This window comes from Halolamina sp. CBA1230 (genome assembly GCF_002025255.2).
Lineage (GTDB): Archaea > Halobacteriota > Halobacteria > Halobacteriales > Haloferacaceae > Halolamina.
Genome location: NZ_CP054588.1, coordinates 204,590 through 229,059 on the forward strand (window position 1 = coordinate 204,590; position 24,470 = coordinate 229,059).

23 protein-coding genes are annotated in these 24,470 nt (G+C 69.3%); 14 read left to right on the plus strand and 9 right to left on the minus strand.

Going from position 1 to position 24,470, the window contains the following annotated elements; genetic code table 11:
• Positions 1 to 72 precede the first annotated feature (72 nt).
• Both B4589_RS16245 and B4589_RS16250 read left to right on the plus strand, forming a co-directional pair.
• The gene (locus tag B4589_RS16245; RefSeq protein WP_079232312.1) at positions 73 to 804 is read left to right on the plus strand and encodes a DUF4397 domain-containing protein; all 732 of its coding nucleotides are present in this window, start codon (positions 73 to 75) and stop codon (positions 802 to 804) included.
• 178 nt (positions 805 to 982) lie between these two features.
• Positions 983 to 1,870 (plus strand): hypothetical protein, encoded by an 888-nt coding sequence (locus tag B4589_RS16250; protein WP_079232311.1) that lies wholly within the window; start codon positions 983 to 985, stop codon positions 1,868 to 1,870.
• Positions 1,871 to 1,904: 34 nt separating this feature from the next.
• On the opposite strand, the gene B4589_RS16255 is transcribed toward B4589_RS16250, so the two are convergent.
• The 4 genes from B4589_RS16255 to B4589_RS16270 form a co-directional block, all read right to left on the minus strand.
• Positions 1,905 to 3,248 carry an MBL fold metallo-hydrolase gene (locus B4589_RS16255; RefSeq protein ID WP_079232310.1) on the minus strand — a complete coding sequence of 448 codons (1,344 nt, stop codon included), beginning with the start codon at positions 3,246 to 3,248 and terminating at the stop codon, positions 1,905 to 1,907.
• A 116-nt stretch (positions 3,249 to 3,364) separates the two neighbouring features.
• Positions 3,365 to 5,197 (minus strand): nitrous oxide reductase family maturation protein NosD, encoded by a 1,833-nt coding sequence (locus tag B4589_RS16260; protein ID WP_079232309.1) that lies wholly within the window; start codon positions 5,195 to 5,197, stop codon positions 3,365 to 3,367.
• Between the two features lie 133 nt (positions 5,198 to 5,330).
• The gene (locus tag B4589_RS16265) at positions 5,331 to 5,684 is read right to left on the minus strand and encodes a hypothetical protein (RefSeq protein WP_079232308.1); all 354 of its coding nucleotides are present in this window, start codon (positions 5,682 to 5,684) and stop codon (positions 5,331 to 5,333) included.
• An 87-nt stretch (positions 5,685 to 5,771) separates the two neighbouring features.
• Positions 5,772 to 5,942, minus strand: coding sequence for a DUF1059 domain-containing protein (locus B4589_RS16270; RefSeq protein ID WP_079232307.1), 171 nt, complete (start codon positions 5,940 to 5,942; stop codon positions 5,772 to 5,774).
• Positions 5,943 to 6,134: 192 nt separating this feature from the next.
• On the opposite strand from B4589_RS16270, the gene B4589_RS16275 reads away from it, so the two are divergent.
• The 12 genes from B4589_RS16275 (at position 6,135) to B4589_RS16330 (ending at position 19,908) form a co-directional block, all read left to right on the plus strand.
• Positions 6,135 to 7,742, plus strand: coding sequence for an alkaline phosphatase family protein (locus tag B4589_RS16275; RefSeq protein ID WP_079232306.1), 1,608 nt, complete (start codon positions 6,135 to 6,137; stop codon positions 7,740 to 7,742).
• Positions 7,742 to 8,770: a DUF354 domain-containing protein gene (locus B4589_RS16280; protein ID WP_079232305.1), complete on the plus strand. Its 1,029-nt coding sequence runs from the start codon at positions 7,742 to 7,744 to the stop codon at positions 8,768 to 8,770. Before B4589_RS16275 ends, B4589_RS16280 begins: the two co-directional genes overlap by 1 nt.
• Entirely contained in the window at positions 8,767 to 9,831 is a 1,065-nt protein-coding gene (locus tag B4589_RS16285) for a polysaccharide deacetylase family protein (RefSeq protein WP_176330561.1), read from the plus strand. Before B4589_RS16280 ends, B4589_RS16285 begins: the two co-directional genes overlap by 4 nt.
• Before the next feature lie 41 nt (positions 9,832 to 9,872).
• Entirely contained in the window at positions 9,873 to 10,880 is a 1,008-nt protein-coding gene (locus B4589_RS16290; protein WP_079232304.1) for a GNAT family N-acetyltransferase, read from the plus strand.
• Positions 10,877 to 11,863, plus strand: coding sequence for a glycosyltransferase (locus B4589_RS16295; RefSeq protein WP_079232303.1), 987 nt, complete (start codon positions 10,877 to 10,879; stop codon positions 11,861 to 11,863). Before B4589_RS16290 ends, B4589_RS16295 begins: the two co-directional genes overlap by 4 nt.
• A 74-nt stretch (positions 11,864 to 11,937) precedes the next feature.
• Entirely contained in the window at positions 11,938 to 12,297 is a 360-nt protein-coding gene (locus tag B4589_RS16300) for a MarR family transcriptional regulator (protein ID WP_079232302.1), read from the plus strand.
• Entirely contained in the window at positions 12,290 to 12,628 is a 339-nt protein-coding gene (locus tag B4589_RS16305) for a hypothetical protein (protein WP_143414234.1), read from the plus strand. The genes B4589_RS16300 and B4589_RS16305 overlap by 8 nt, the downstream gene beginning before the upstream one ends.
• Before the next feature lie 163 nt (positions 12,629 to 12,791).
• Complete coding sequence (locus B4589_RS16310; protein ID WP_079232301.1) at positions 12,792 to 14,585, plus strand: hypothetical protein; 1,794 nt, start codon at positions 12,792 to 12,794, stop codon at positions 14,583 to 14,585.
• Entirely contained in the window at positions 14,586 to 16,073 is a 1,488-nt protein-coding gene (locus B4589_RS16315; RefSeq protein WP_176330562.1) for a flippase, read from the plus strand.
• A gap of 63 nt (positions 16,074 to 16,136) precedes the next feature.
• The gene (locus B4589_RS16320) at positions 16,137 to 17,093 is read left to right on the plus strand and encodes an NAD-dependent epimerase/dehydratase family protein (RefSeq protein WP_079232298.1); all 957 of its coding nucleotides are present in this window, start codon (positions 16,137 to 16,139) and stop codon (positions 17,091 to 17,093) included.
• 242 nt (positions 17,094 to 17,335) lie between these two features.
• Positions 17,336 to 18,676 (plus strand): serpin family protein, encoded by a 1,341-nt coding sequence (locus tag B4589_RS16325; protein WP_079232297.1) that lies wholly within the window; start codon positions 17,336 to 17,338, stop codon positions 18,674 to 18,676.
• A gap of 143 nt (positions 18,677 to 18,819) precedes the next feature.
• Positions 18,820 to 19,908 (plus strand): PAS domain-containing sensor histidine kinase, encoded by a 1,089-nt coding sequence (locus B4589_RS16330; protein WP_255246162.1) that lies wholly within the window; start codon positions 18,820 to 18,822, stop codon positions 19,906 to 19,908.
• Here the strand turns inward: B4589_RS16330 and B4589_RS16335 are convergent, their stop codons facing one another.
• From B4589_RS16335 to B4589_RS16355, 5 genes are all read right to left on the minus strand, one after another.
• Entirely contained in the window at positions 19,909 to 20,205 is a 297-nt protein-coding gene (locus B4589_RS16335; RefSeq protein WP_079232295.1) for a twin-arginine translocation signal domain-containing protein, read from the minus strand.
• Positions 20,206 to 20,267: 62 nt separating this feature from the next.
• On the minus strand, positions 20,268 to 21,389 hold the full coding sequence (locus B4589_RS16340; protein ID WP_079232294.1) for a Gfo/Idh/MocA family protein: 1,122 nt from the start codon (positions 21,387 to 21,389) through the stop codon (positions 20,268 to 20,270).
• A gap of 71 nt (positions 21,390 to 21,460) precedes the next feature.
• Positions 21,461 to 22,039 carry a metal-dependent hydrolase gene (locus B4589_RS16345; RefSeq protein ID WP_079232293.1) on the minus strand — a complete coding sequence of 193 codons (579 nt, stop codon included), beginning with the start codon at positions 22,037 to 22,039 and terminating at the stop codon, positions 21,461 to 21,463.
• Positions 22,040 to 22,042: 3 nt separating this feature from the next.
• Positions 22,043 to 23,071 carry a DUF1616 domain-containing protein gene (locus B4589_RS16350; protein ID WP_079232292.1) on the minus strand — a complete coding sequence of 343 codons (1,029 nt, stop codon included), beginning with the start codon at positions 23,069 to 23,071 and terminating at the stop codon, positions 22,043 to 22,045.
• 31 nt (positions 23,072 to 23,102) lie between these two features.
• Positions 23,103 to 24,425: an MBL fold metallo-hydrolase gene (locus B4589_RS16355; RefSeq protein ID WP_079232291.1), complete on the minus strand. Its 1,323-nt coding sequence runs from the start codon at positions 24,423 to 24,425 to the stop codon at positions 23,103 to 23,105.
• Positions 24,426 to 24,470: the final 45 nt, after the last annotated feature.

Below are 24,470 nucleotides of genomic sequence, written 5' to 3' on the forward strand. Positions count from 1 at the left end.
GCGGGCACCGTCCTCCTCGCCGGCTGTGGCGGGAACGGGACCGAGACGGAGGGCTCACCCAACGGAACGGGGATGGGGACCGACACGCCGACCGCCGGCGGGACGGAGATGGAGTCGCCGACGGAGACCGAGGGGACCGAAACGGGAACCGAGGATGGGACGGAGACAGCTACGGGCGGCGCCATGGTCCGGGTCGCCCACCTCTCGCCGGACGCGCCGAACGTCGACGTGTACGTCGACGACGAGCCGGTACTGGAGGACGTCCCCTTCGGCGACGTCAGCGACTACCTCCCGCTGGCCGGCGGCACGTACACGGTGCGGATCACGCCGGCGGGCGACTCGGAGACGTCCGTCTTCGAGGGTGAGGTGAGCGTCGAGGACGGACAGGCGTACACCATCGCCGCGATCGGCGAGGTCTCGGAGGACGCCGACCAGTCGTTCGAGCCGCTGATCCTCGAGGACGACAACGAACCGGCGGGCGGCGACACCGCGCGCGTCCGGGCGGTCCACGCCTCGCCCGACGCGCCAGCGGTCGACATCACCGCCGGTAACGGGGTGCTGTTCGACGGCGTCGAGTACGGCGAGTCCGGCTACACCGAGGTGCCGGCAGGCGACTACACGCTGGAGATCCGCGGCGACACCGAGGGGAACGACGGCGAGGTCGTCGGCGAGTTCGACGTGACCGTCGAGGGCGGGGAGGTGTACACCGCCTTCGCCGCGGGCTACCTCACGCCCGACGACGAACCGGCGGAGACCGCGTTCGACCTGGTGGTCGTACAGGACACGGGGGAGATGTCGGGCTAGCGTTCGACGTCGGCGCGGTTGCGGTGGGGAACGTCTCCGACCGTTCCCGTTGTCCCGCTTCTCGACCGAGGTTAATCCGCTTGTAGCTTTATGAACTGGTTCCCTCGGGGTAGTTACCCAGTGGGACGCCATGTCTCTCGTATCCCTCCTCCGTGAGCGGGTTCCCGTGGCGCCGCTAGTGGAGTCCGTACTCCTCGGCACGTCGTCGCGACGACCGCTCGGCACGAACGTGTTCAGTCGGGAGTGGGATCTCCTGATCGTGCTGGACGCCTGCCGATACGACGCGATCGCCGGTCTCGCTCCGGAGTTCGACCCCGTGAACGACGTGAACTGGATCTATAGCGTGGGGAGTTCGACCCGAGAGTGGGCCGCGAACACGTTCACGGCCCAGCACCGTGAGCTGATTCGGAGGACGGCGGTCGTCTGTAGCAACGCGCAGGTACCGCGCACGCTCGAAGCCGGCAACGCGATGGAATCACCGCTCGCCGGGCGGGTCACGTCATGGGAGACCGTCGGTCCCGACGCCTTCCACACGTTCGACGCCGTCTCGGACTACGCACCCATGGATCCGCATGGGGGAACGTCCCTCCCCGGGATCGCTACGGATCGGGCGATCCGCGTCGGACGGGAGACCGACGCCGACCGCCTGCTCGTCCACTATCTCCCGCCCCACAGCCCCTTCCGAGCGACCGCCCTCCGCGAGAACCGTCCGCTCGAACGGTACGAGTACCGGCCGTTCGACTACCTGCGAGCGGGCGGGGACCGAGACCGCGTGTGGGAGCGGTATCTCGACGAGCTCCGCTGGGGGCTCGACGAGGTCGAGCGCCTCCTGGACAACGTCGATGCGGAGCGGGCGGTCATCACCGCCGATCACGGCGAACTGTTCGGCCACCTCGGGCTGTACAGCCATCCAACGGGAGTCCCGCATCCACGGCTGCGGCGCGTCCCCTGGCTGGAGACCACCGCTGTCGATACGGGCGAGTACGAACCGAGCTATGAGAAGCCCGACCGGACACACACCACTGAGGAGACGGCGAAACAGCTCGAGTACCTCGGCTACCGCTGAGTTCTCGCCACCGCGAACGACGCTCGATCGGTCCTCACGCGTGGAACGAGCCCAGACAGTTGTACAGCTGCCGCTCGTAGATGTCGGGCTGCTTGGCGATGCCGAGGTGGGAGCCGATCTTGGCGTCGCTCCAGTGGGCGTGTTCGGTCCCCTGGAGGAGCCAGTTCAGCAGCCGCGGGTCGACTTCGACCTTGACGTAGCCGTCGTAGCTCCCGAGATCCGGCGAGCGCACTCGCTCGTACCCTGTGCCGTCGAAGGTGAGTTCGACGTACTCGTCGCCGAGCAGGCTGACGAGCACGGTCGTGTCCGTCTCGAACCCCACGGACTGGCGGTTCTCCTCGAACTTCTCGTAGGCGGCGGGGAGGCGGTCGTACAGCTCTTCGGCGTCGGGCATCGGCGCGTCCTCGTAGTCGAGCACTCGCTCCGAAAGTACCTCGTCGATGTACTGCTGTTTCGCCGCCTGGTCGATCGGTTCGTACGGCTGTGAGACGCGACCCTCGGCCAGGTCGAGATGCTCGCCCGAGTTGAGGAACACACACTGGTGGTCGTCGGGGACGTTCCGCTCGAACCACTCGTAGGCCTCGATGCGGGGCGGGTTCGCGGTGTACTCGTTCAGGTCCGCGAGCCCGCCAGCGAGCACGTACTCGCCCGCGAACGGTAGGTAGTACTCCGGCTCCAGCAGGTCGACGAACTCCGTCGCGAGCTCGTGTTTCTCCTGGATCACCTCGTCGCGGGCCTGGAGCTTCTCCTCGTGGCTGTAGTCGAGCATGCACTGCGGGTAGAACTGCGCGGCGCTGTACTGGTGACAGAGCAGGTCGATGTCGCCGTAGCGCTGCTTCACCTGGCGCATGCTCGTCTCGACCATCGGGTACGGGCAGTCGTTCAGGTTCACGACCGTGTGCTCGCCGTCGTCGATGACGCCCAGCGAATCGACCTGCGTCGAGCCGAGTTCCGGGTTCTCCTCGACCCACGAGCAGCCGAAGTAGTTGCCACAGATCTCCGGGTCGCAGGCGTCGGCCGCGAGGATGTTGACGTGCAGGTCGCCGGCGACGGGGGTGCGGGCGTCGTGGTCGAGTTCGGTCACGTCGAAGCCGAGCGCCTCGATCTCTTTCCGGAGGTAGTCCCACCGGTAGTCGTGGATGTACACCGGGATGTCGGAGTCCATCCGCCGGAGCGTCGCCGGATCGAAGTGGTCGGGGTGGATGTGGGAGATGTAGATCCCGTCGACGTCGTCGAACTCCTCCGGGTCGGCCTCAAGTGGCGGGTAGTGACACCACGAGCCGTAGAACGCCCCGTCGACCAGCCAGGGGTCACAGAGCAGTTTCGCGTCGTCGGCCTCGACCAGGATCGCCGCCGAACTGAGGTAGGTGACCTTCATTCGGCCCGAGGTAGCTATCGCGGTGGGTTCGTTATTCCCCCGTTACCCGCTGCGAACCGCCAGAATGCGAGGGCCGTGGCCTGCGTCACCGCCGGTCCCGAACGAGCGCCGGGCCCTCAACAGCTGAGACGGTTGTTCCGGACCTCGTTCCCCGTCGAGTCGGCGCCCGCGCGGATCTGCATGGCGGCGAGGTTCCGACAGACGACGTTCCGGACGATCACGTTGTCGTGGGAGCGCCGGAGTATCACGCCGCTGTCCCCGTTGCGCCGGATCTCGTTCTCGCGGACGGTGGTCCGGTCCGCGTGGCGCAGTTCCACGCCGTAGGCGCCGTTCCCGCGGATATCGTTCCCGGCGACGGTCGCGTCGCGGGCGTCGAACCCCACGAGGCCGGACCCGCCGTTCGCGCGGACGACGTTGCCCCGCACGGTGGCGTCCGCGCTGTCCGACAGCGAGAGCCCGTCGCCACCGTTCGCGCGGACGACGTTGTCCCGGATCACGGTGTCCTGATCGCCGTTGGAGGTGGCGATGCCGGTGCCGCCGTTGCCCGTCGCCCGACTGTCCCGGACGACCGTCCCGTCGGGGGCGTCGAACACGACGATCCCGTAGCCGTCGTTCCCGGCGGCATGGACTCCGACGGCGGCGGAGTCCGGCCCGGGCTCGTCGAGCAGGAGCCCGCTCGCGCCGTTGTTCCGAACGATCGTGTTCAGAACTCGTCCCTCGTCCACGTCCGCGAGATGGACGCCGAAACCGCGGTTCGAGGCGCTGGTCACGCCGTCGACGGTCACGTCGGTGACGCTCCCGCCGCCGCGGGCCGAGGCGCGGAGCCCGGCGTCCCAGTCGCTCAGTTCGACGTCGCGCACGGTCACGTTCTCGATCGCGTCGTCGGCGCCGACGGCGACGCCGACGGAGTCAGCGGCGTCGACGCCGTCGATCCGGTGGCCGTCGCCGTCGAACGCGACGTCACTGGCCTGGATCTCGACGCAGGCGTCACCGTCGACGTTCCGGAGGTCGCTCGTCAGGACGTACCGTCCCGGGTCGTCGATGCGCGTACACTCGCGGACGCGAGTCACGTCGCGGCCGTTACTGTCGTCACCGTTGTCGTCCCCATCGTTGCCGTCGTCACCGTCGTCGTTATCGCCGTCATCCCCGTCACCGCCGTCGTTCCCGCCACCGGGGAAGCGCCCCGCCCCGGCCTCGAGCGTCTCCGGGTCGACGTCGAGCCCGTCGAGTCGGAGCCGGAACCGTGACTCGCCGCCGGTCTGCCGGAACGAGAGCACCTCCCCGCGGACCCGGAACGCGTCGCCGTCCTGGTCGTCGGTGACGCCGCGGATCGTCACCGTCCCGTCGTCGTTGCGGGTGATGCGGTCGTCCACGTCGCCGGCGACGTTCTCCTCGGTCCTGATCCGTTCGACGCTCCCGCGGGCCCGGATCGTGTATTCGACTGCCTCGTCGTCGTCGCGCGAGACGACCTCGACGGTCTCGGTGTTCAGCAGCTCGTCGACGGTGAGCTCCAGCCCGTTCAGGGTGAGCTGCCCGGCGGACTCGCCCTCGGTTTTCCGGAACGCGACGATCTCGCCGACGATCACGTAGGCGTCGCTCAGCCCGTTCCCCGTGGTGCCGATGACCGTGACGGTGCCGTCGTCGTTCCGGCGCAGGCGGTCGTTGGCTTCGGACTTCACCTGGTCGTCGACGCGCGTGCGCTGGACGTACCCGTCCACCCGGAACCGATAGGCGTACTCGCCGTCGTCGACGGCGCGGATCTCGAGGAAGTCGATCCGGTTCGCGTCCGGCGACGGCGACCGCTGCTGTTCGAGTGCCGTGTCGACCGCCGACCCGTTCGTGGCGTTACTCGCAGCCGCGGCGGGGGCGACGGCGACTGTCCCCCCGAACACGGCGACGACGGCGACGAGAACCCTGAGCGTCCGGTGCGTGCGTGGGAGTTGTGACATCCCCGGCTTTCGGGCGCCGGCGGGTTTCGTTATGAACTGTCGCTCGAGCGGCGGCGATCACCGCCGACCGAGTAAGCTCGGCCAACTGCGCCGCCGATCTGCGGGAGTGGCCTGCGCACGATCGCCGGCATGCTCAGCCCATCTCGCGGAGTATGATCTCCCCAGTGTTGCCGTCGACCTCGATCGAGACGAGGTACGCCCCCGTCGCCGGGACGACGAACTCCTCGTGGCCGCTGCTGGCGGCCGTCGACACGATCTCCTCGTCCGTCTCGGCGCGGTGGACGTAGCCGGTGACGGCGCCCAGATCGTCCGACCGATCGACCTCGAGCCGCATTCGATCCCCCTCGGTCAGCTCCACCTCCCACTCCGTGGTCGGCGACGTCGCCGAGATGTTGTTCTCGTGCAGCACCGCCTCACCCTGTAGGCAGCCCGATACCCCCGCCGCCGCGACGCCAGCCACTGACGCCAGATACGCCCGTCTGTGCATACCTCGGGGTGTTTATTGTTGGAGAATAAATGCTTTCCCCCGGAATCAGCCCGTTCGCCGCCGAAAGAGCCAGCTGACGGCCGGGACTCAGTCGTCGGCCTCCATCGGGGCGTCCTCCCAGCCGGCCCGCACGTCGTCGTCGGCCACCCGTCTCCCGTGGGCGTCGTCGGCGTGTTGCTTGACGAACTCGATCAGTTCGTCGTCGTCGTCGGAGCGAACCATGAACGCGCAGTCGCCACAGCTGAACTGTCGAACCATTGCAGTCGCCCTTCGACCCGGAACGGCCTTGTTATCGGGGCGTTCCGTGGAAAAACACGATCCTACTGGGGTCGACGCCACGAGACGCGGGACCCTCCGACCCGCCGACGTCGGCGGGGGAGAACGGGTGGCAGCCTCTCCATAACAATTGCGCTCTCTCGGGACTACCCGACAACGCCCACGGGCACGCTCATGACTACGATCACCATCGGACTCGACGGCGCGAACTGGGACCTGATCCGAGACTGGCTCGAGGAGGGCCGGCTGCCGAACCTGCAGCGACTGATCGACGACGGCGTCGGCGGCGTCTCCAAGAGCTGTCTGCCGCCGATCACCGTCCCCAACTGGAAGTGTTACGCGACCGGGAAGAACCCCGGGAAGCTCGACGTGTTCCGGTTCGACCGCATAGACACCGCCGAGCGCGAACACGTGTTCCACGACGCGACCGACTTCCGCAGCGCGGAGCTGTGGGACTACCTCAACGACGAGGGGCTCTCCGCCGGCGTCGTGAACAAACCCTCGACGTACCCGCCGAAGGAGATCGACGGGTTCGTCGTCGCCGGCGGCCCCGACGCCTCCGAGACGACGTACCGCTCGCTCGACAGCGGCTTCGCGACGCCGCCGGACGTGGAGCGGTTCCTCCGCGAGGAGCTCGACTACCGCGTCCACCCGAACCCGATGATCTCGCCGACCGAGAAGGGCGAGGCCGAGATCGAGGCGGTGCTCGACCTGATCGACCTGCGGTTCGAGGCCGCCGACCGCCTGCTGGACCGCGAGGACCCCGACTTCCTCCACCTCACCGTGTTCTACAGCATGGCGCTCCAGCACTACTTCTGGGACGGCGAGCCCGTCCGGCGCGCCTGGGAGCGCATCGACGAGCATCTCGGTCGCTTCCTCGGCGACGGGCACGACATCCTCGTCATGTCCGACCACGGGACGTGGCACGTCGACACCGTGTTCTACCTCAACGCGTGGCTGGCCCAGGAGGGGTATCTCGCGACCGAGCGCGGCGTCGACGAACTGCTCGGCAAGGCCGGGTTCACCAAGGAGCGCGCGCTGGCGGCCGCCAAGGCGCTCGGGATGACCGAGACGCTGGCGAACGTCGTGCCCGAGCGCGTCCAGCGACTCGTCCCCTGGGAGGAGGGAGTCAAACGCGACCGCGTGCTCTCGGTGCTCGACTGGGAGGAGACCACCGCCGTCGCGAGCAACCAGGGCCCGATCTACCTCACGCTCCCGCGCGACCACCCCGACTACGAGACGGTGCGTACGGAGCTGATCGAGAAGCTGGAGGCGCTCACCCACCCCGAGACGGGCCAGCCGATCGTGAAGGCGGTGTACCGCGGCGAGGAGTACTACCACGGCCCCTACGCCGAGAACGCGCCGGACCTCCTGCTCGATCAGGGCGAGAACGTCCACGTCAGCGACGCGGTCGGCCCCGACGACCCGATCGCCGACGAGGGGGTCTGGGCCGGCGGCAACATGCCCGAGGGGGTGTTCCTGTTCAGCGGCCCCAGTTTCCGCTCGGCGGGACTGGGCGAGCGCGCGTCGATCACCGACCTCACGCCGACGCTGCTGCACGCGATGGGCGCGGCCGTCCCCGAGGACCTCGACGGCGAGGTGCTCGACGTGTTCGCGCCCGGCACCCAGGCCGCCGAACGCGCCGTCGAGTACCGCACGCCGCTGACGGGCGACCGCGACGGCGACGACAGGGAGGAGCAACGCTCCTCTGGCAGTCGGACGCAGTCCGACGACGACGAGGCGGTCGAACAACGACTCGCGGATCTCGGCTACCTGGAGTAATGCGCCTGCTCGTCGACGTGACCCACCCGGCCCACGTCCACCTGTTCCGGAACGCGATCGAGGTCCTGCGGCGCCGCGGCCACGAGGTCCGGGTCGTCGCCCGCGAGAAGGACGTGACCCTCGACCTGCTCGCGGCGTACGGCGTCGATCACGTCTCGCTCTCGCGGTCGCGCCCGGGCGCCACGGGCACTGTCCGCGAGTGGGTGGGCCGGGCGGGCGGGCTGCTGCGGCTCGCCCGCTCGTTCGACCCCGACGTCGTGTTGAGCCGTCTCAACCCCGCCGCCGCGTACGTCTCCGCGGCGCTGGGCGCCCCGAACGTGGTGTTCCACGACACCGAGGTCGCGGGGCTGCTGGACCGCGTGACACTGCCCGCCGCGGCGGTCGTGGCGACGCCCGCAGCGTTCGACCGCGAACTCCCCGCCACGCACGTCCGGTATCGCGGCTTCCACGAACTCGCCTACCTCCACCCGGCACGGTTCGAACCCGACGGCGACCGACTCCGCGCGCACGACGTCGATCCAGACGAACCCTACTCGGTCGTCCGACTGGTTGCGATGGACGCCCACCACGACCGGGGGAACGAGGGGGTCCCGGCCGAGACGGTCCGGCGACTCGTCAACGAACTCGGCGATCACGGTGCGGTGTACGTCACCAGCGAGGCGCCGCTCCCGGACGACCTGGCCGAGTACGCCGCGCCCGTCCCCGTCGACGCGATGCACGACCTGCTCGCGTTCGCGGACTGCTACGCCGGCGACTCCTCGACGATGGCGACCGAGGCGGCCGTCCTCGGCACCCCGTCGGTGCGGTACAACCCCCTCGACGGCGAGATGGGCAACTTCGAGCAGTTGGGGGAGGCGGGGCTGGTCCGCTCGCACCGCGATCCCGAGACCGCGGCCGACTCGGCGGTCGAACTGGTCGCGGACCCCGAGGCAGGGAAGCGCTGGCGGCGGCGCCGTCGCCACCTGCTCGCGGAGGTCGTCGACCCCACCGCGTTCGCGGTCGCGCTGGTCGAGGAGGTGGGCGAATGAGCGAGAACCCGCCTGACGCCGGCGACTACCCCGGGCTCGCTGGCGACGAGCGACCGATCCCTGAGGGCCACGAGTTCGTCCTCCTGCTCACCCACGACGTGGACCGGCCGTACAAGACGTACCAGGCGCCGTACTACGCGCTACGCGACGGCGAGAACCGACGCCACCACCTCGCGTCGCTGCTCCCGTGGCGGGAGCCGTACTGGCAGTTCGACACCGTGATGGCCGTCGAGGAGTCCCTGGGCGTGCGGTCGGCGTTCTACTTCCTCCAAGAACAGCGCATCTGGGAGCGGCCCGCCCGGGAGTGGCTCAGCCCCCGCGCCTGGCAGCTGTTCGGCGGCCGGTACTCGCTGTCCGACCCCGAGATCCGCGCTGTCGTCGAGACGCTCGACGACGGCGGCTGGGAGGTCGGCCTCCACGGCTCCTACGAGTCGCCGCGGGACCGCGACCGACTCCGGACCGAACTCGCGGCCGTCGAGGACGCGCTGGGCGACGAGGCCGTCGGCGGCCGCCAGCACTACCTCAACCTCGCGGTGCCGGAGACCTGGCGCCACTACCGTGCGCTCGGCCTGCGCTACGACACCAGCCTCGGCTCCAGCGAGGAGGTCGGGTTCGCCCACGGCTACGGGCTGAAGCGCCCGTTCGACGACGAGTTCGTCGTGTTCCCGCTGACGATCATGGAGAACGCGCTCCCGGACCCCGGCGACAGCTTCGAGACGGCGTGGACGGTCTGTGACGACCTGCTCGAGGAGGCCGCGCGCAACGACGCCGTGATGTCGGTGCTCTGGCATCCGCGGGTGTTCAGCGTCGACGACTTCCCGGGGTACGGACGGCTCTACCGTCGGCTGGTGCAGAGCGCGCTGGACCGTGGCGCGTGGGTCGGGTCGCCCGCGGAGTTCTACGAGGCGGTCGACCTCGGTCAGCCCGGCGACGCTGCCGAACCACGGGAGTCCGACCAGCGATCAGGGCCGCTCTGTCGGCGGCTTCGTCCCCCCCGACGGCAGTCGACGGACCGAGGGAGCGAGCGCTGGCGAACACGGTCCGGGGCGGGCTGTCGGTAACGAGGGGATAACTATCGGGACGGGTGCGCTGGAGCCTGTCAATGGAGATCCGACAGCTCTCGTTCGAGGCGTGGGGCGACGCCCTCCCCTCGAGTGGGTTCGAGGTGTTCCACACCCCGGCGGCGCTGCGCGTTCTCGACGCCCACGCGTCGGGCGAACTCCGGCTCTACGGCGGCTTCAAGGGCGACCGCCCGATCGGCCTGTTCCCGGTCGTCGTCCAGGACCGGGCAGTCGGTCGCGCGGTGCTCTCACCCCCGCCGGGGTTCTCGATCCCGCGGCTGGGCCCGCTGGTGATGCCCGCAAGCCCGAAGCGTCGCAAGCGCGAGAAAGTGAACAGCGAGTTCACGGCTGCCGTCCTCGACGATCTCGACGCCGACGGCTCGCTCACGGTGTTCCGGGCGGTCTGCCCGACCAGCTACCCCGATCCGCGGCCGTTCGTCTGGGCGGACCTCTCGCTCGACACGTCGTTCACCTACCGGCTCGCGGTCGACGAGGACACCGACGCGCTGCAGTCCTCCTTCAGCAAGAGCCTCCGGCGGGAGATCCGCGACGCCGAGGAGCTGGCCGTCACCGTCGAGCGCGGCGGAACCGACCCCGTCGAACGGATCTACGACCGCACGCAGGAGCGCTACGCCGAGCAGGACCGCGGCTTCACGCTCGATAGGTCGTACGTGACCGACCTCACCGACGCGCTGGCCGCCGAGGACCGCTGCCGGACGTACGTTGCCCGCGACGCCGACGGCGAGTTCCTCTCGGGCGTGGTCGTGCTGTACAGCAACGACGCCGCCTACTTCTGGCTCGGCGGCACCCGAACGGTCCACGAGGGGACGGGCGTCAACGGGCTGCTCCACTGGCGGATCATCGAGGACATCGCCGCCGGGGAGCCCCGGGACAGCGTCGACACGTACGACCTGATGGGCGCAAACACCGAGCGGCTCTGCCGATACAAGAGCAAGTTCGGCGCGTCGCTGGCGCCGTACTACGCGCTCGAGTCCAACGGCGCGGGGATGGCCGCCGCCAAGACAGCCTACCGGCTGGTGAGTCGATGAGCGAGCAACTGGGCGACCCGAGTGAACGGTCGAGCGAGTCGGCGGACCTGCGCGTCCTCAACCTCGTCCCCAGCGAGGAGTCGCGGTTCTTCCAGCAGCAGGTCGAGACGCTCGAGGGGCTGGGCGTCGAGAGTACGGTGCTCACGGTGCCCGCCGATCGGGAGTACGAGGACGGCGAGACCTCGGGACGTTCGGTGCTCGACTACGCGCGGCTCTACCCGCCGACGCTCGCGGCCTCGTTCGGCGACTACGACCTGATCCACGCCAACTACGGGCTGACCGCGCCCCACGCGCTCTGCCAGCCGAACCTTCCGGTGGTGATGTCGCTGTGGGGAACCGACCTGTTCGGCAAGTACGGTCGGGTGAGCCGGCTCTGTGCCCGCTGGGCCGACGGGGTCGTCGTCATGTCGCCGGCCATGGCCGACGCGATCGATCGCGACGTGACCGTCATCCCCCACGGGATCGATCTGGAGCGGTTCCAGCCAGAACCGCCCGCCGCCGCCCGGGAGCGACTCGGCTGGGACCAGGACACGTACCACGTGCTGTTCCCCTACCCGCCCGAGCGGGCGGTGAAGAACTACCCGCGGGCTCAGCGCGTCGTCGACGCGGCGCGGGAACAACTCGACGGGCCGGTGACGCTCCAGACGGTCACGGGCGTCCCCCACGAGGAGATGCCGACGTACCTCAACGCCGCCGACGCGCTGCTGCTGACCTCGGACCACGAGGGGTCGCCCAACGCGGTGAAGGAGGCGCTGGCCTGCAACCTCCCGGTGGTCGCGACCGACGTCGGCGACGTGGCGACGCGGCTCGACGGCCTCGACCACTCACACGTCGGGCGCTCCGACGCCGAGCTCGCGGACGGGCTCGTCGACGCGCTCCGGACCGACGACCGCTCCCGCGGCCGCGATGCGGTTCGGGAGATCAGCCGCGAGCACACCGGCGAGCAGCTGCTGGCGCTGTACCGCGAGATCGTCGACGGCTGAGTCGCCGACCGCTCATCGGGAGCGGCCGACCACCCGAACACGTTAATACATCCGATACAAATAGTACGACACCGATGCCAATCAGCGCGGATCGGTTCGAGTCGATCGACGACGAGGAGGGGCCGACGCCGGGGACGAACGCACACGAGATCCTTTCGTTCCTTGAGGTCCACGCCGACGAGGCGTTCACCCAGAGCGAGATCGCAGAAGCGACCGGGATCAACAGAGGCTCCGTCGGGCCGACACTCAGCCGGCTCCACACGGACGGACGCGTCGATCACAAGGGGATCTACTGGCGGATCAGCGACCACGCCCGGAGCGTGGACGCAGCGGCGAGCCACGCGAACGAGGCCGCTGCGAGCCGCGAGGACGAACCCATGGCGTACGACGAGTGGCAGGAACACGCAGTCGATCCCCGGAACGACCGTGAGTGAGGCGTATCGAGCGGGCGACGTGTTCTGGGCCCCTGACCCGTTCAGGGAAGGGTCGAACCCCCGACTGTGGCTCGTCCTCGCCGCGGAGAACCTGCCGTACCCCGGCGAAGAGTACGTTTGTGCGGCGCTCACGACGAGCGACCTCCCGGCGAACTACGAGGTGGGCGACGACTGGGAGATCGGTCGAGACCCGGAGAAGATCTCGTACTGCTCTCCCTGGGTCGTCGGCACGATCAAACACCGCGCGATCGCGAACCCACAGGGGAGAGTGACGGAGGCGTTCACGGAACGGATGACCGAACAGTGCCGTCAGTTTCTGAGGAGCAAGTGACCGCGCGAGCGTCGAGGACGACGCCGCGTTTTCGCTGCCGGTCGGTAGTCGGTTGTTTCGCCGTCGACGCTCGTCAGTCCTCGGAACCGGCGTCGTCACCGACATCTACCGGTATTAAGCGTATAACAATCCCCCGTTCGGGCCGAGCCACACCAACGTCTCCATGTCACGACTTTCGAAGATCGGGCTCCTCGTGGGGTACGCCTGTCTCGCGCTCGCGGTCGTCGTCGCCCGGCGGGCGCCGGCAGCCAGCTACGAGCTCTCGGTGTACGCCGCGACGCCCACGGCGACGTGGCTGGCGCTGTTCGTCGCGCTGCTCGCCGGCGCCGGCGTCGCGCTGGCCGGCTCCCGGGCGCCCGCCACACACACGGCGTCGCTGGGGTTGATCGGCGCGGTCGGGATGACGGTGTACGCGATGCCGGTGCTCCGGGGGTACGCGTTCTACGGCGCCGGCGACTCGCTGAGCCACGTCGGCTGGGCCCGCGAGATCGCGGGTGGCACGCTCGAACCCACCGAACTGCTCTACCCGGGTATCCACACGCTCACGGTGATCGTCGGCCGGGTCGCCGGCGTGCCGCTGGCGCTCGCCAACGAGTACGTCGTGCTCGTCGCGGTGCCGGCCGTGTTCCTGCTGTTCGTGCCCGCGTCGGTCCGGCTGCTCGTCGACCGCCCCGAGGCGGCCGCAGTCGGCCTGCTGGCGGCAGTGTCGTTCGCCCCGATCAACAACGTCTCCGTCCACCCCAACGCCCACCCGGCGAGCCAGACGATCCTGCTGTTCGCGGTCGTGCTCTACCTCGCGATCGCGGTCGCCGCAGGCGCGTTCACACCCGACTCGGGGCCGGGGAGCGACCGCGCCCTCGGCGGCAGCGTGCTGCTCGCGGTCGCGGCGACAGCGCTGGTGTTCGTCCACCCACAGCAGGCGCTGAACGTCGCCGGCTTCCTGGGCGGGATGGCGGCGCTCCAACTGCTCGTCCGGTGGCATCGGCCCGCCCACTCGCTCGCGGGCACGGCGTCGATGGTCCCCTACACGGTGCTGGTGCTCGGCGCGTTCATGCTGTGGACCCCGCGGTTCGAGCGCGCGACCGGGGCGGTGATGGCGACCGTCGAGGGGCTGCTCCAGGGGAGTACGACCGGCGCGGCGGTCGTGAGCGCGAAATCCACCTCGCTGACCAGCGTCGGCGGGAGCCTCCCCGAACTGTTCCTCAAACTGTTCGGCGCCGCCGCGGTGCTCTCCCTGCTGGCCGCGGCGCTGTTCCTGCTCGCGGCCAGGCGCCACCGCCGCCACCCGCTCCCGCTCCTGCTCGCGGCGGGGCTGCTCCCGGTCGTCGGCGTGTTCTTCGTCGTGTTCGCGGCCAACCTCGGGGACATGTACTTCCGATATCACGGGTTCCTGATGGTGCCGATCACCGTCGCGGGCGCGGTTGGGCTGCTCCGACTCCGCGACTGGCTCGGCGACGTGGGCGGTGAGCGGGCCGGGAGCGCGGTCGTGCTCGCGGTCCTGCTGGTGCTCGCGCCGGCCGGGCTGGTCGCGGTCCACGCCTCGCCGTACATGTACCAGCCCTCCCAGCACGTCACTGCCGCAACGATCGACGGCCACGAGGCGGCGTTCGAACACCGCGACCCGGACGTCCCGTTCACCGGGCTTCGGGGCGGGCCGCGGCGGTACGTCGACTACCACTACGGCACCCAGCAGGCCCGCGACCGCCTCGAGTTCCCGGGCTACCGCGAGGGGATCAGACCCGCCGTGTTCGAGGCCGCGAACTACTCGACGGCGTTCGAGGAGGATCGCTACGTCGTGACGTCGCAAGCGGTTCGTGAGCAGGAGATCCAGCTGTACGACGGGTTCCGCTACCCGGAACGCGGGTTCCGCGCGCTCTCCCGAACGCCCGGCGTCGACCGCGTTCGCGCCAACGACGGGTTCTGGCTCTACTACGCCGAGGGAGGTGGTGAGGCGTAGATGGCGCTGGTCGATCGCATCGCCCGCGGCGTGAAAGCCAGCTTCGGCGCGACGCTGCTCGACCTCGCCTCGAACGCGGCGCTGGTGCTGATCCTCACCCGGGTACTGTTCACGCCCGCGGAGTACGGCCAGCTCAACTTCACACTCTCGGCGCTGGGGGTCGTCACCGTGCTCGCGACGCTCGGGCTCCCCCGCTCGGCGGCGCGGTACGTGACGGAGTTCACCGAGACCGACCCCGGACAGGTCCGGTACGTGATCCGGCGGTCGGCGATCTTCCTCACGGCGATGGTCGCGCTCGTCGCCGTCGCGACGGTCGTCGCCGGGCCGGCAGTCGTCAGGCTGACGAACTCGCTCGGCGTCACGGACTCGGCCGCCGTCGGGGGGGTGCTGTTCGTCGGCGCGTTCTACGTCGCCGGACGGGCGTACAAGAGCTACCTCACCACCATCTTCCAGGGGCTCAACCGCGTCGACTGGAGCGCGACGGTGACGGCCGTCTCCAGCATCGCCCGCCTCCCGCTGGTGGTCGGGCTCGTCGTGCTGGGGTTCGGCGTCGCGGGCGCCGTCGCGGGGTACGTGCTCGCGTTCGCGCTCGCGTCGCTGCTCGGCAGCTACGTCGTGTACACGCGGTTCTACCGCGAGTACGACGAGGCGTCGGCGGCCTCCGAGGGGCTCACCCGGCGGCTGCTGGAGTACAGCGTCCCGCTGACCGCGACGCGGGGCGCGAACGTGCTCGACAAGAAGGTGGACACGCTGCTGCTCGGCGTCATCGTCGACATGACCGCGGTGGGGTACTACACCGTCGCCAAGCAGGTGTCGGATTTCGTCGCCGCGCCGGCGTCCTCGTTCGGCTACACGATCTCGCCGGCGCTGGGCGAGCAGTCCTCGAAGGACCGCGCCGAGCGCGCAGCGTCGCTGTACCAGCAGTCCCTGGAGTACGTCCTGATCGGCTACGTCCCCGCGCTCGTGGGGCTCGTGCTCGTCGCGGAGCCGACGATCCGCTACGTGTTCGGTTCTGACTACCTCAGCAGCGTACTCGTGCTCCAGGTGTTCAGCGGCTTCATGCTCGTCAACGCGATCAACAAGGTGACCAGCGACGGGCTGGACTACCTCGGCCGGGCGCGCTCCCGGGCGATCGTCAAGTCGGTGACGGCAGTCGGAAACGTCTGTCTGAACCTGTTGCTGATCCCGCAGATGGGCGCGGTCGGCGCCGCGGTCGCGACGGTGATCACCTACACCGTCTACACCGGCTCGAACGTCTACTTCATCGTCCAGGAGCTCCCGATCGATCTGTGGCGCGTCGTTCGCCTGCTCGGCGTCGTCGCACTGGTCACCGTGGGGATGGCGGCGGTGGTGGTCGGCGCGCTCCCGTACGTCTCCGGCCTCCCGTCGCTGCTTGGTGTCGTCGCGCTCGGCGGGGGGATGTGGGCGGCGCTATCGGTGCTCGGCGGCCTGCTCAGCGTCAAGCAGGTGCGCGATCAACTCGTCTGACGCAGGTGGCCCGATCGGGGTACGGGCCTACTAACAAACCACGCGTCCGGCGACGGCGCGGGTATGCGACGCGACCGACCGCACGACGACTCGATCACGATCCCCGACCGACTCCACGGCGCGACCGTCCTCGTCACGGGGGGTGCCGGCTTCGTCGGGAGCCACCTCGCGAGCGCGCTCGCCGAAGCCTGTGAGGTGCGCGTCGTCGACGACCTCTCGGCTGGGGAGCGAGAGCGCGTCCCCGACGGCGTCACGTTCGTCGAGGGCGACGTCCGGGAGACGGGCGCGCTGGTGCCCGCCGCCGACGGCGTCGACTACGTGTTCCACCAGGCCGGGCTGTCGAGCGTCCCCGAGTCGGTCCGGCGTCCCGTCGAGAGCCACGGCCGCAACGTCGACGGCACGCTCGCCGTGCTCGAGGTGGCCCGCGAGAACGACGCCCGAGTGGTGTTCGCCTCCAGCGCCGCCGTCTACGGCCGTCCGTCGACGGTCCCGATCACGGAGGACGAGCCCGCCGACCCCACCTCGCCGTACGGCGTCGACAAGCTCTCGGCCGACCAGTACACGCGGCTCTACCACGAGCGCTACGGTGTCGAGACCGTCGCACTGCGCTACTTCAACGTCTACGGGCCCGGGCAGAGCGCGGGTGTGGTCGGCTCGTTCGTCGACCGTGCCCGGTCGGACGACCCGCTGACCGTCGAGGGTGACGGCGACCAGACGCGGGACTTCGTCCACGTCGACGACGTGGTCCGGGCGAACCTCGCGGCGGCGACGACCGACGCCGTCGGCCGCGCGTACAACGTCGGCACGGGCGAGTCCACGCGGATCGACGACCTCGCGGCGACGATCCGGGAGCTGGCGGACGCCGACGTGGCGGTCCGCCACGCCGAGGGGCGGCCGGCGGATATCCAGCACAGCTGTGCGGACATCTCGCGAGCCCGCGGCCGGCTGGGGTTCTCGCCGATGGTCACGCTCGAGGACGGGCTGGCGGACATGCTGGCCGTGAGTGCGGCGCGGCAGTAGGGTTCGGTGTCGTCAGTGGCTCGTCGGTGTTCTCTGAATTGAGGCGCTGATCACGACGATCAGCCCGCATCGGAGCTGGGAGAACAGCCCCTATGTCACGCGATTGCTCCAACGCCTCGACGCGTAACCGGTTTCCGAGTGGCGATACCGAACATCCCGCGCCGCCGACTTCGAAGGAGTCGGTCAAAGGGTGGTTTGTGCTTCCAGAAGATACTCGACGCCACCTGCTGAATCCGACGCGTATGGATCGTCGTCGATATCTCTCCGTCTCGAGCGCCCTCATCGCCGGTGCCCTCGCGGGTTGTACAGCACCGGCGACGTCGCACGCCGACATCAGCGCGAGCGCACCGTCGATGCCTGCCCGCCAGCCGGACGTCGACGACGACACGCTCGACGAGTTGGTTACTGGAACGAACACGTTCGCGTTGGACCTGTTCGACGAGCTCCGTACCGCCGATGCCGCCGAGAACCTGATGGTCTCGCCGATCAGTGCCACCGTTGCGCTGGCGATGACGTACGCTGGTGCCGGCGGGACCACTCGCGAGCAGATGCGGGAGGCTCTCGGCTACACACTCGACGACGAACAGCTCCATGCGGCGTTCAACGAACTCCAGCGAACGCTGTCCGGCCGCGGCGAGACCCTCGACGAGGAGGACCTCCCGTCGGAGTACGACGACGGCGACGACCCCGTTCCCTTCCAGCTCTCACTCGTCAACGCCATCTGGGGCCAAGAGGGGGTTCCGTTCCGGGACGAGTTTCTGACCACGCTCGAGAACCACTACGGCGGTGGCCTCAACCAGGTCGACTTCGTCGAGAACCCGGACGGCGTCCGCAAGGCAATCAACGCCTGGATCGCCGACCAGACCGACGACCGGATCGAGGAGCTGCTTCCAGCGGGATCGGTCACACCCCGGACCGTGCTCGTCCTGACGAACGCTATCCACTTCACGGCGAACTGGCGCCACCCGTTCGACGAGGCCCAAACCGAGCCGGCTGCGTTCACTGCGCTCGATGGCTCGACGAGCACGGTCCGGATGATGTCTCAGGACGTCAAAGTCCCGGCGGCGACCGTCGACGGAGCCCAGGCCGTCGAACTCCCGTACGTCGGCGGGACGACGGGCATGCTCGTCGTCGTGCCGCCCGCTGGCGAGTTCGAAGCCTACGAACGGACGTTCGACGTCGAGCGACTCGGTCGGATCGTCGACGCGCTCGAACCGCAGCGTGGCTACGTCAACCTCCCGCGGTTCGAGTTCGATTCGGAGTGCAAGCTCGAGAAACCCCTGGAGACGCTCGGCATGACCGACGCGTTCGACCCGAATGCGGCGGAGTTCTCGGGGATGGCCGATCCGTCGGAGACCGGTGGCAACCTCTTTGTCGACCAAGTGTACCACGACGCTTACGTCGCCGTCGACGAGCAGGGAACCGACGCAGCAGCGGCGACGGGGTCGGTGATGAATTTCGTGTCGCTTCCGCCGACGATACTCGACGCGAACCGTCCGTTCCTCTTCGTGATCCGGGACCGACCAACCGGGACGGTGCTTTTCACGGGGCGTGTTGTCGACGCCAGCGCTGCACAGGAGTAGGAGACTCGTGGGCGGTCACGAAGCGCGCTAAGTCCACCAAGCCTGCAGATGGCGCCACCGAGCGACGTGGTTGGCTGGACAGCGTACGTACCTGCCCGTCCCGCTCGCTGCGACTAGCTGACGAGAGTTCGGGGAGCCGAGGATTGCTGACCAGAATTTATCCGGTTTGGGCTACAGGGAGCGGTATGAGCACTGAATCGCTCGGTCAGCGTCGGGATTTTCGGTCGCTAGTTGATGAACTCGATGGCGTCGCCCTCTGGACTGCCTCCGAGCCCGGGGAGTTCGAGTACATCAGTGCTGGCTTCGAAGAGATCTGGGGTATCCCATCCGACGAAATCAAAGACGATGTCAGTAAACTGATCGAGACGATTCACCCCGACGACCGTGATCGTGTCCGAGAAAACATCGAGGAATCAACTCGCGAACTCCGTGACACGGAGTACGAGGGGCGCATCGTTCGCCCGGATGGCTCGGTTCGATGGACGCTCAATCGGCAAGTTATACTGCGGGATGAGGCGGGGAACGTTTCGGAGATCGTCGGCATTTCCACCGACATCACGGATCAAAAACGTCGCGAGCAGGAGCTCGAACTGCTGAACCGGATCGTTCGGCACGATATCCGCAACGACATGGCGGTCGTGCTCGGCTGGGCAGAGATGCTGGAAGACCACGTCGACGACGAGGGGCGCGAGTACCTGCAGAAAATCCTTGCTAGCGGCGAACACGTCGTCGAACTGACCGAGGTTGCGCGTGAGTACGTGGAAACGATCGTCTCGGACGAAGCGCTCACCGTGGAACCCGTGCCACTGCGTTCGGTCCTGGAAACCGAGCTGTCGCTTCGCGAGGAGTCCTTCCCGGAGGCCGAGTTCGTACTGGAGAACTCGCCGCCTGATGTGGAGGTAGCTGCCAACAGTATGCTCAGTTCGGTCTTCAGGAACCTCCTCAACAACGCCGTCCAACACAACGACGCGGATACCCCGCATATCGAGGTGTCGTACGAGGTGCGAGACGACGAGGTCGAAGTCCGAATCGCCGACAACGGGCCGGGGATTCCCGACGATCACAAAGACACCGTGTTCGGCAAAGGGGAACGGGGGCTCGGAAGCCCCGGCACGGGGATCGGCCTCTATCTCGTCGACACGCTTGTCTCCGAGTACGGAGGAGAGATCTGGGTGGAAGACAATACACCGACAGGCGCCGTCTTCGTTGTGCAGCTCCCACTCGCGGAGTAGCTACATCGACACGCCAAATCCGAGACGACGGATCGTCCTTGGGGACGGCCGGACGAGCGGCAGCGACACCTCGACGATGTCGATCGCGCCGCACATTCCCAATCCCTCGTGCGGTTCGCAGACGTACAGTTCGAGGCCGACCTCGCCGAACGTTCGCTCGAAGCTGTACTCGAGCTCGTACTCGTGGAGCGCGTCCGGCACGTCCGCGTCGGGGCCGAGACAGCCGGCGAGCCCGCCGACGGCCGCGGCGACGCCCGTCGCCCGGAGGAACCGCCGCCGGTTCAGTCGTCGGTCCATCTTCCAGGGTTCGCGCCATCTCGTGATAAGGACAGTGGGCCCACGAACGGCGGCCGACCGCCTCACTCGCCGTCGGCTTCGAGGCGCTGGCCCGCGGGGTGGCCCGACGGATCGGCCGCGGCGTCGCGGATCGCCTCCATCAGGTAGCTGGTCCAGCGTGACTCCGCCATCGGCACCGGCATCGCGTCGGGGTCGTCCGCCGCGAGCGCCCGCGACTCGAGATCGTTCTGGTAGTAGTGGGCGTTCAGCAGCCGTTGGGTGTCCCAGTCGTCGCCCGCTCGGGCGCGGCGCGCGACGGCCCGTGCGTTCGCGACCGTGCCCGCGAGCCGGTCGACGGCGCCGTCGACGTTGTTGAGCGCCCGCGTCGCCGCCGAGGACTTGTAGTCGCGGTCGTGCTCGATCACCGTCTGGGAGAGCAGATCCACGGTGAGCGAACAGTTTTCGGCGTGGATGAGGATCTGTCGGACCGGCCGGGTGCCGCCGAGGATCTTCGTCGTACAGAGCACGTCGTCGTCGGTGACGTACTGGAGCTGGGCGCCGTCGTAGGAGAACTCGTGGTCGTACTCGTCGAACAGCGCGGTGGTCGCGGTGACCGCGTCCTCGCTGCGCGGGTAGCCGCCGGCCCGGAGCGTGAGGTAGACGGGGTGGGGGATCCCCTCCTCGAACTCCCCGCCGGCCAGTTCGAAGTTCCACGGCCCGCGGTTGGGGTCGTCCGGCCGGCTGGAGCCGGTGTAGATCACGTCGACGCCGCGGACGTCGCCCAGCTCCCCGTTCCGGCGCTTGGCCATCGCCGTCCGGACCGCCGGGTCGAAGTTGTGGTTGTGTTTCTCCGAGACGGTGACGCCGTGCTCGGTGGCGTACGCCGCGAGCTCCTGGAACTCCGCGTACGTCTCCGTGATCGGCTTCTCGATCTGGACGGGGACGCCCGCGTCGATCGCCAGCTTGGCGATCGGGAGGTGGGTCTGGACCGGCGTACAGATGTGGAGCCAGTCCAGGTCGAACTTCTCGAGCATCGCTTCGACATCGAAAAACGCCGTGATGCCGTACTCGTCGGCGATCTCCCGGGCGACGTCCTCGTCGGTGTCACAGATCGCGACGAGTTCGGTCCGCGGGTTCAGGCTGAGGCCGTCGAGGTGGACGCCGGAGACGGTGCCGCCCCCGACGACCGCTGATCGGAGTGTCATCGTCCGGAGGTCGCTACCGCGGGGGATTGTTATAAGGAGTATATCGGCCGCCCGCGACGACGCGGGGCCGCTCAGTCGTCGGCCGCCGGCGTCGCGGCGTCGACCGCCCGTCCGCGTTCTGCCCGGCGGTCGGCCCGCCAGATGGCGACCGCGAGCCCGAGCAGTGCGGCGTCGGTGAGGAGGTAGAGCACGCCGCCGGGCGACGCGAGCACCGCGGCGAACTCGACGAGCAGCTCCGCGAGGTACGGCACGCCGCCGCCCGAGCCGCTGCTGTCGACGGCGACCAGCGGCCACAGCAGGAAGCCGACCCGGAGCTCGCCGTCGACGAGCAGCGGGTACGCCACGTCGCCCGCGAGGTGGCTCAGGTAGCCGACTGTGAACGCGACCGTGCCGCGCCGCCGATCGAGCGCGACGCCGAGTACCAGCAGCAGCGCCAGCGTTGGCGCGGCGATCAGCAGCGAGTGGCCGAGCGACCGCCCGGCCGGGAGCAGCCCCAGCCCCCACGAGAGCGGCTTGTCGATCAGGTCGGGGAGGAGGCCGGCGACGACGGCGACGATCCCCACCCGACGTGTCGGCGGGGCGCCCCACAGTCCGCGGCTCGCGGCCGAGAGCAGCAGGTACGCGACGGCGGCGTGATCCCACGGCCACACGGGTCAGCCCTCCGCTGCTGTCGAGGGCGCCGCGAGCGTCGATACGTTGCCGGTGCCGTCCTCGACGTCGACCCAGCGGTAGAGGTGGTAGTCGGCGGAGTCCGACGACGGGCTGGCGGGCGCGTCGCCGGTGTACACGTAGACGCTCAGCCGGAGATCGTCGCCCAGCAGCGAGGGGGTGAACGCCAGGGACCGCGTCGTCGTCTCGCCCTCCTCGAGCGTCAGCGTCGTTCGGGAGAGCTCGTCACGCTCGAGCAGCGCCGGGAGCGCGGCAGTCTCGCCGCCCTCGGGCGGGTCGGCGAACCGCTCCAGGACGACGACCGCGGTGTAGGACTGCGCCGTGCCGTCACGGTTCTCGGCTTCGAGCGTCAGCGCCGCTTCGTCCCCGCGAACGTAGCTGTCGTCCCCGACGGCGGACTGCACGCCGTCCTCGATCACCAGCGCGACCTCGGAGTAGTCCTCCCCGCGGTCGGGCGCGGCGAGGCCGACCGCGAGCGTCGTCGCGGCGACGACGACCACGAGCGCGAGGGCGACGTTGAGCACCGCGTCGGCCCGGGGCGCCTCCGTCGTGGCCGCGCGGGCGTCGGCGACGAGGCGGCCGAGTGGGAGTCGCGGGCGGACCGCGGCGGGCGCACGGAGCCGCCGCACGCCAGCCACGAGACAGCCCAGCACGGTGATCGCGAGGACGGTCCCGATCACCGTCGACGGCGCGAGCGCCGTCGGCGTGAGCGCCACGCCCGCCAGCACGAGCACGAGCACCGAGGTCGCTACCCCGAGCGCGGCGCGGTGGCGCCAGCGCGGGTGGCGGTCGCTCGTCCACGGGAGCGGCGTCGTCCGGGGTAGGATCGCGGAGACGACGGCGTACCCCGGGCAGAACCCGAGCAGCGGCGCGGCGAGTAGCACCCGGAACGGGCCCTCGGCCACGCCGGCCAGGATCGCCCCGCTCGCGACGGCGGCGTAGCCGGCGACGGCGAACAGGTCGCCCAGCTCCGTGGCGAGTCGGCCGAGCGCGGTGCCGTCGTTGGTGCTCATCGCGGTCCTCCGTGGATGGGAGTGTTTCGGGTCACGCCCGGAGCGCGCTCACGATGGCCGAGAGCGGCTGGTCGCCGGCCGCCGGCCGTTGTCTGATCTCGACGTGGGAGCCGACCTGTGCGTGATCGAACCGGGCTTCACCCCGGAGGATCCGTGCGAGCAGGCGGTCGTCCATGCTGAACCGGACGGCGTCGCCCGTCTCGACCGCGCCGGCGCTGGTGATCTCGTAGCCGTCGCCGGCCAGCGACAGCGCCGCGACCACGTCGTCGGCGAGATCTAGCACCACTCTCGTGTCGCTCTCCCAGCCGATCGTCCGTCGCGTCTCCTCCATCTGATCGTACGCCCGGTCGAGCAGGTCGCGCAGCTCCGTGACCGAGGGGTGGTCGTCGTGCTGGTAGGGGAACGAGCGATCGGCGAGCACGCCCTCGGCGTACTCGCGGCGCTCGGTCCGATCGATCGGGGTGTACGGCTCCGAGGGCGTCCCCGTGTCGAGGTCGAACGACGCCTCGCTGTTGAGCAGGATCGGGTCGGCGCCGAGATCGCTTCCGACGAACTGCCAGAACACCTCGTTCCGCGTGGGCGCGGCGACGTACTGGTTCCGGTCGGCGAGATCCCCCGCGAGCACGTAGCTGCCGCCGAAGGGGACGAAGTAGTCGGGGTCGAGCGCGTCGACGAGCGCCTCGGCCTCCCGATAGATCCGACCGATGACCGCCTCCCGGGCCCGGAGCTTCTCCTCGTGGCTGTAGTCCGTGACACACTGGGGGTAGCAGTTCGACGCCGCGGACGGCAGCGTGAGGAGGTCGACCGAGTCGTACCGGTCAGCGATAGTCGACCGTGCCCGGTCGGCAGGGGGCCACTGGCTGTCGGTGGCGTGGACCAGCACCGTCTCGCCGTCGTCGAACACCGCCGTCGGTGGGTTGGCGCGCTCGGTCGGCGGCTCCGGCCGCCAGCCGGGGGCAGCGTGGTCGCCCCCCGTCCGGGAGTCGTCGCCCGCCCCATCGAAGAGGGTGACGTGGAGGTCGTCCGTGAGGTGGGTCCGGTCGTCGTGAGCGAGTTCGATGGTCTCGAACCCCAGTTCTTCGACGGCTCGCGCCAGCCGCGACGCGTCCTCCGGGACCAACACCGGCGTGTCGGTGTCCAGCCGTCGCATCGTCGGCCGGTGGAACTGGTCGGGGTCGTCGTGGGAGACGTAGATGTAGTCGACGTCGGCGTACGCGTCGGGCTCGAACTCGAGCGGCGGGTAGTGGGCCCACGCGCCGTAGAACGCCCCGTCCAGCAGCCACGGGTCACAGAGCACCTCGGTCCCCTCGTCCTCGACCACCACCGTCGACGACGCCAGATAGCTGAGTCGCATACCCGGCACCACCGGTGTGCAACACTTTGTTAGGCACCGGTTCAC

What these genes read in the sequence shown, in the direction of transcription:
- B4589_RS16285 (WP_176330561.1), top strand. Translation starts at nt 8,767, where the DNA reads ATGAGCGAGAACCCGCCTGACGCCGGCGACTACCCCGGGCTCGCTGGC.
- B4589_RS16340 (WP_079232294.1), bottom strand. Translation starts at nt 21,389, where the DNA reads ATGACACTCCGATCAGCGGTCGTCGGGGGCGGCACCGTCTCCGGCGTC.
- B4589_RS16255 (WP_079232310.1), bottom strand. Translation starts at nt 3,248, where the DNA reads ATGAAGGTCACCTACCTCAGTTCGGCGGCGATCCTGGTCGAGGCCGAC.
- B4589_RS16260 (WP_079232309.1), bottom strand. Translation starts at nt 5,197, where the DNA reads ATGTCACAACTCCCACGCACGCACCGGACGCTCAGGGTTCTCGTCGCC.
- B4589_RS16355 (WP_079232291.1), bottom strand. Translation starts at nt 24,425, where the DNA reads ATGCGACTCAGCTATCTGGCGTCGTCGACGGTGGTGGTCGAGGACGAG.
- B4589_RS16275 (WP_079232306.1), top strand. Translation starts at nt 6,135, where the DNA reads ATGACTACGATCACCATCGGACTCGACGGCGCGAACTGGGACCTGATC.
- B4589_RS16320 (WP_079232298.1), top strand. Translation starts at nt 16,137, where the DNA reads ATGCGACGCGACCGACCGCACGACGACTCGATCACGATCCCCGACCGA.
- B4589_RS16265 (WP_079232308.1), bottom strand. Translation starts at nt 5,684, where the DNA reads ATGCACAGACGGGCGTATCTGGCGTCAGTGGCTGGCGTCGCGGCGGCG.
- B4589_RS16300 (WP_079232302.1), top strand. Translation starts at nt 11,938, where the DNA reads ATGCCAATCAGCGCGGATCGGTTCGAGTCGATCGACGACGAGGAGGGG.
- B4589_RS16280 (WP_079232305.1), top strand. Translation starts at nt 7,742, where the DNA reads ATGCGCCTGCTCGTCGACGTGACCCACCCGGCCCACGTCCACCTGTTC.
- B4589_RS16310 (WP_079232301.1), top strand. Translation starts at nt 12,792, where the DNA reads ATGTCACGACTTTCGAAGATCGGGCTCCTCGTGGGGTACGCCTGTCTC.
- B4589_RS16270 (WP_079232307.1), bottom strand. Translation starts at nt 5,942, where the DNA reads ATGGTTCGACAGTTCAGCTGTGGCGACTGCGCGTTCATGGTTCGCTCC.
- B4589_RS16245 (WP_079232312.1), top strand. Translation starts at nt 73, where the DNA reads ATGGGGACCGACACGCCGACCGCCGGCGGGACGGAGATGGAGTCGCCG.
- B4589_RS16325 (WP_079232297.1), top strand. Translation starts at nt 17,336, where the DNA reads ATGGATCGTCGTCGATATCTCTCCGTCTCGAGCGCCCTCATCGCCGGT.
- B4589_RS16335 (WP_079232295.1), bottom strand. Translation starts at nt 20,205, where the DNA reads ATGGACCGACGACTGAACCGGCGGCGGTTCCTCCGGGCGACGGGCGTC.
- B4589_RS16290 (WP_079232304.1), top strand. Translation starts at nt 9,873, where the DNA reads ATGGAGATCCGACAGCTCTCGTTCGAGGCGTGGGGCGACGCCCTCCCC.
- B4589_RS16315 (WP_176330562.1), top strand. Translation starts at nt 14,586, where the DNA reads ATGGCGCTGGTCGATCGCATCGCCCGCGGCGTGAAAGCCAGCTTCGGC.
- B4589_RS16350 (WP_079232292.1), bottom strand. Translation starts at nt 23,071, where the DNA reads ATGAGCACCAACGACGGCACCGCGCTCGGCCGACTCGCCACGGAGCTG.
- B4589_RS16295 (WP_079232303.1), top strand. Translation starts at nt 10,877, where the DNA reads ATGAGCGAGCAACTGGGCGACCCGAGTGAACGGTCGAGCGAGTCGGCG.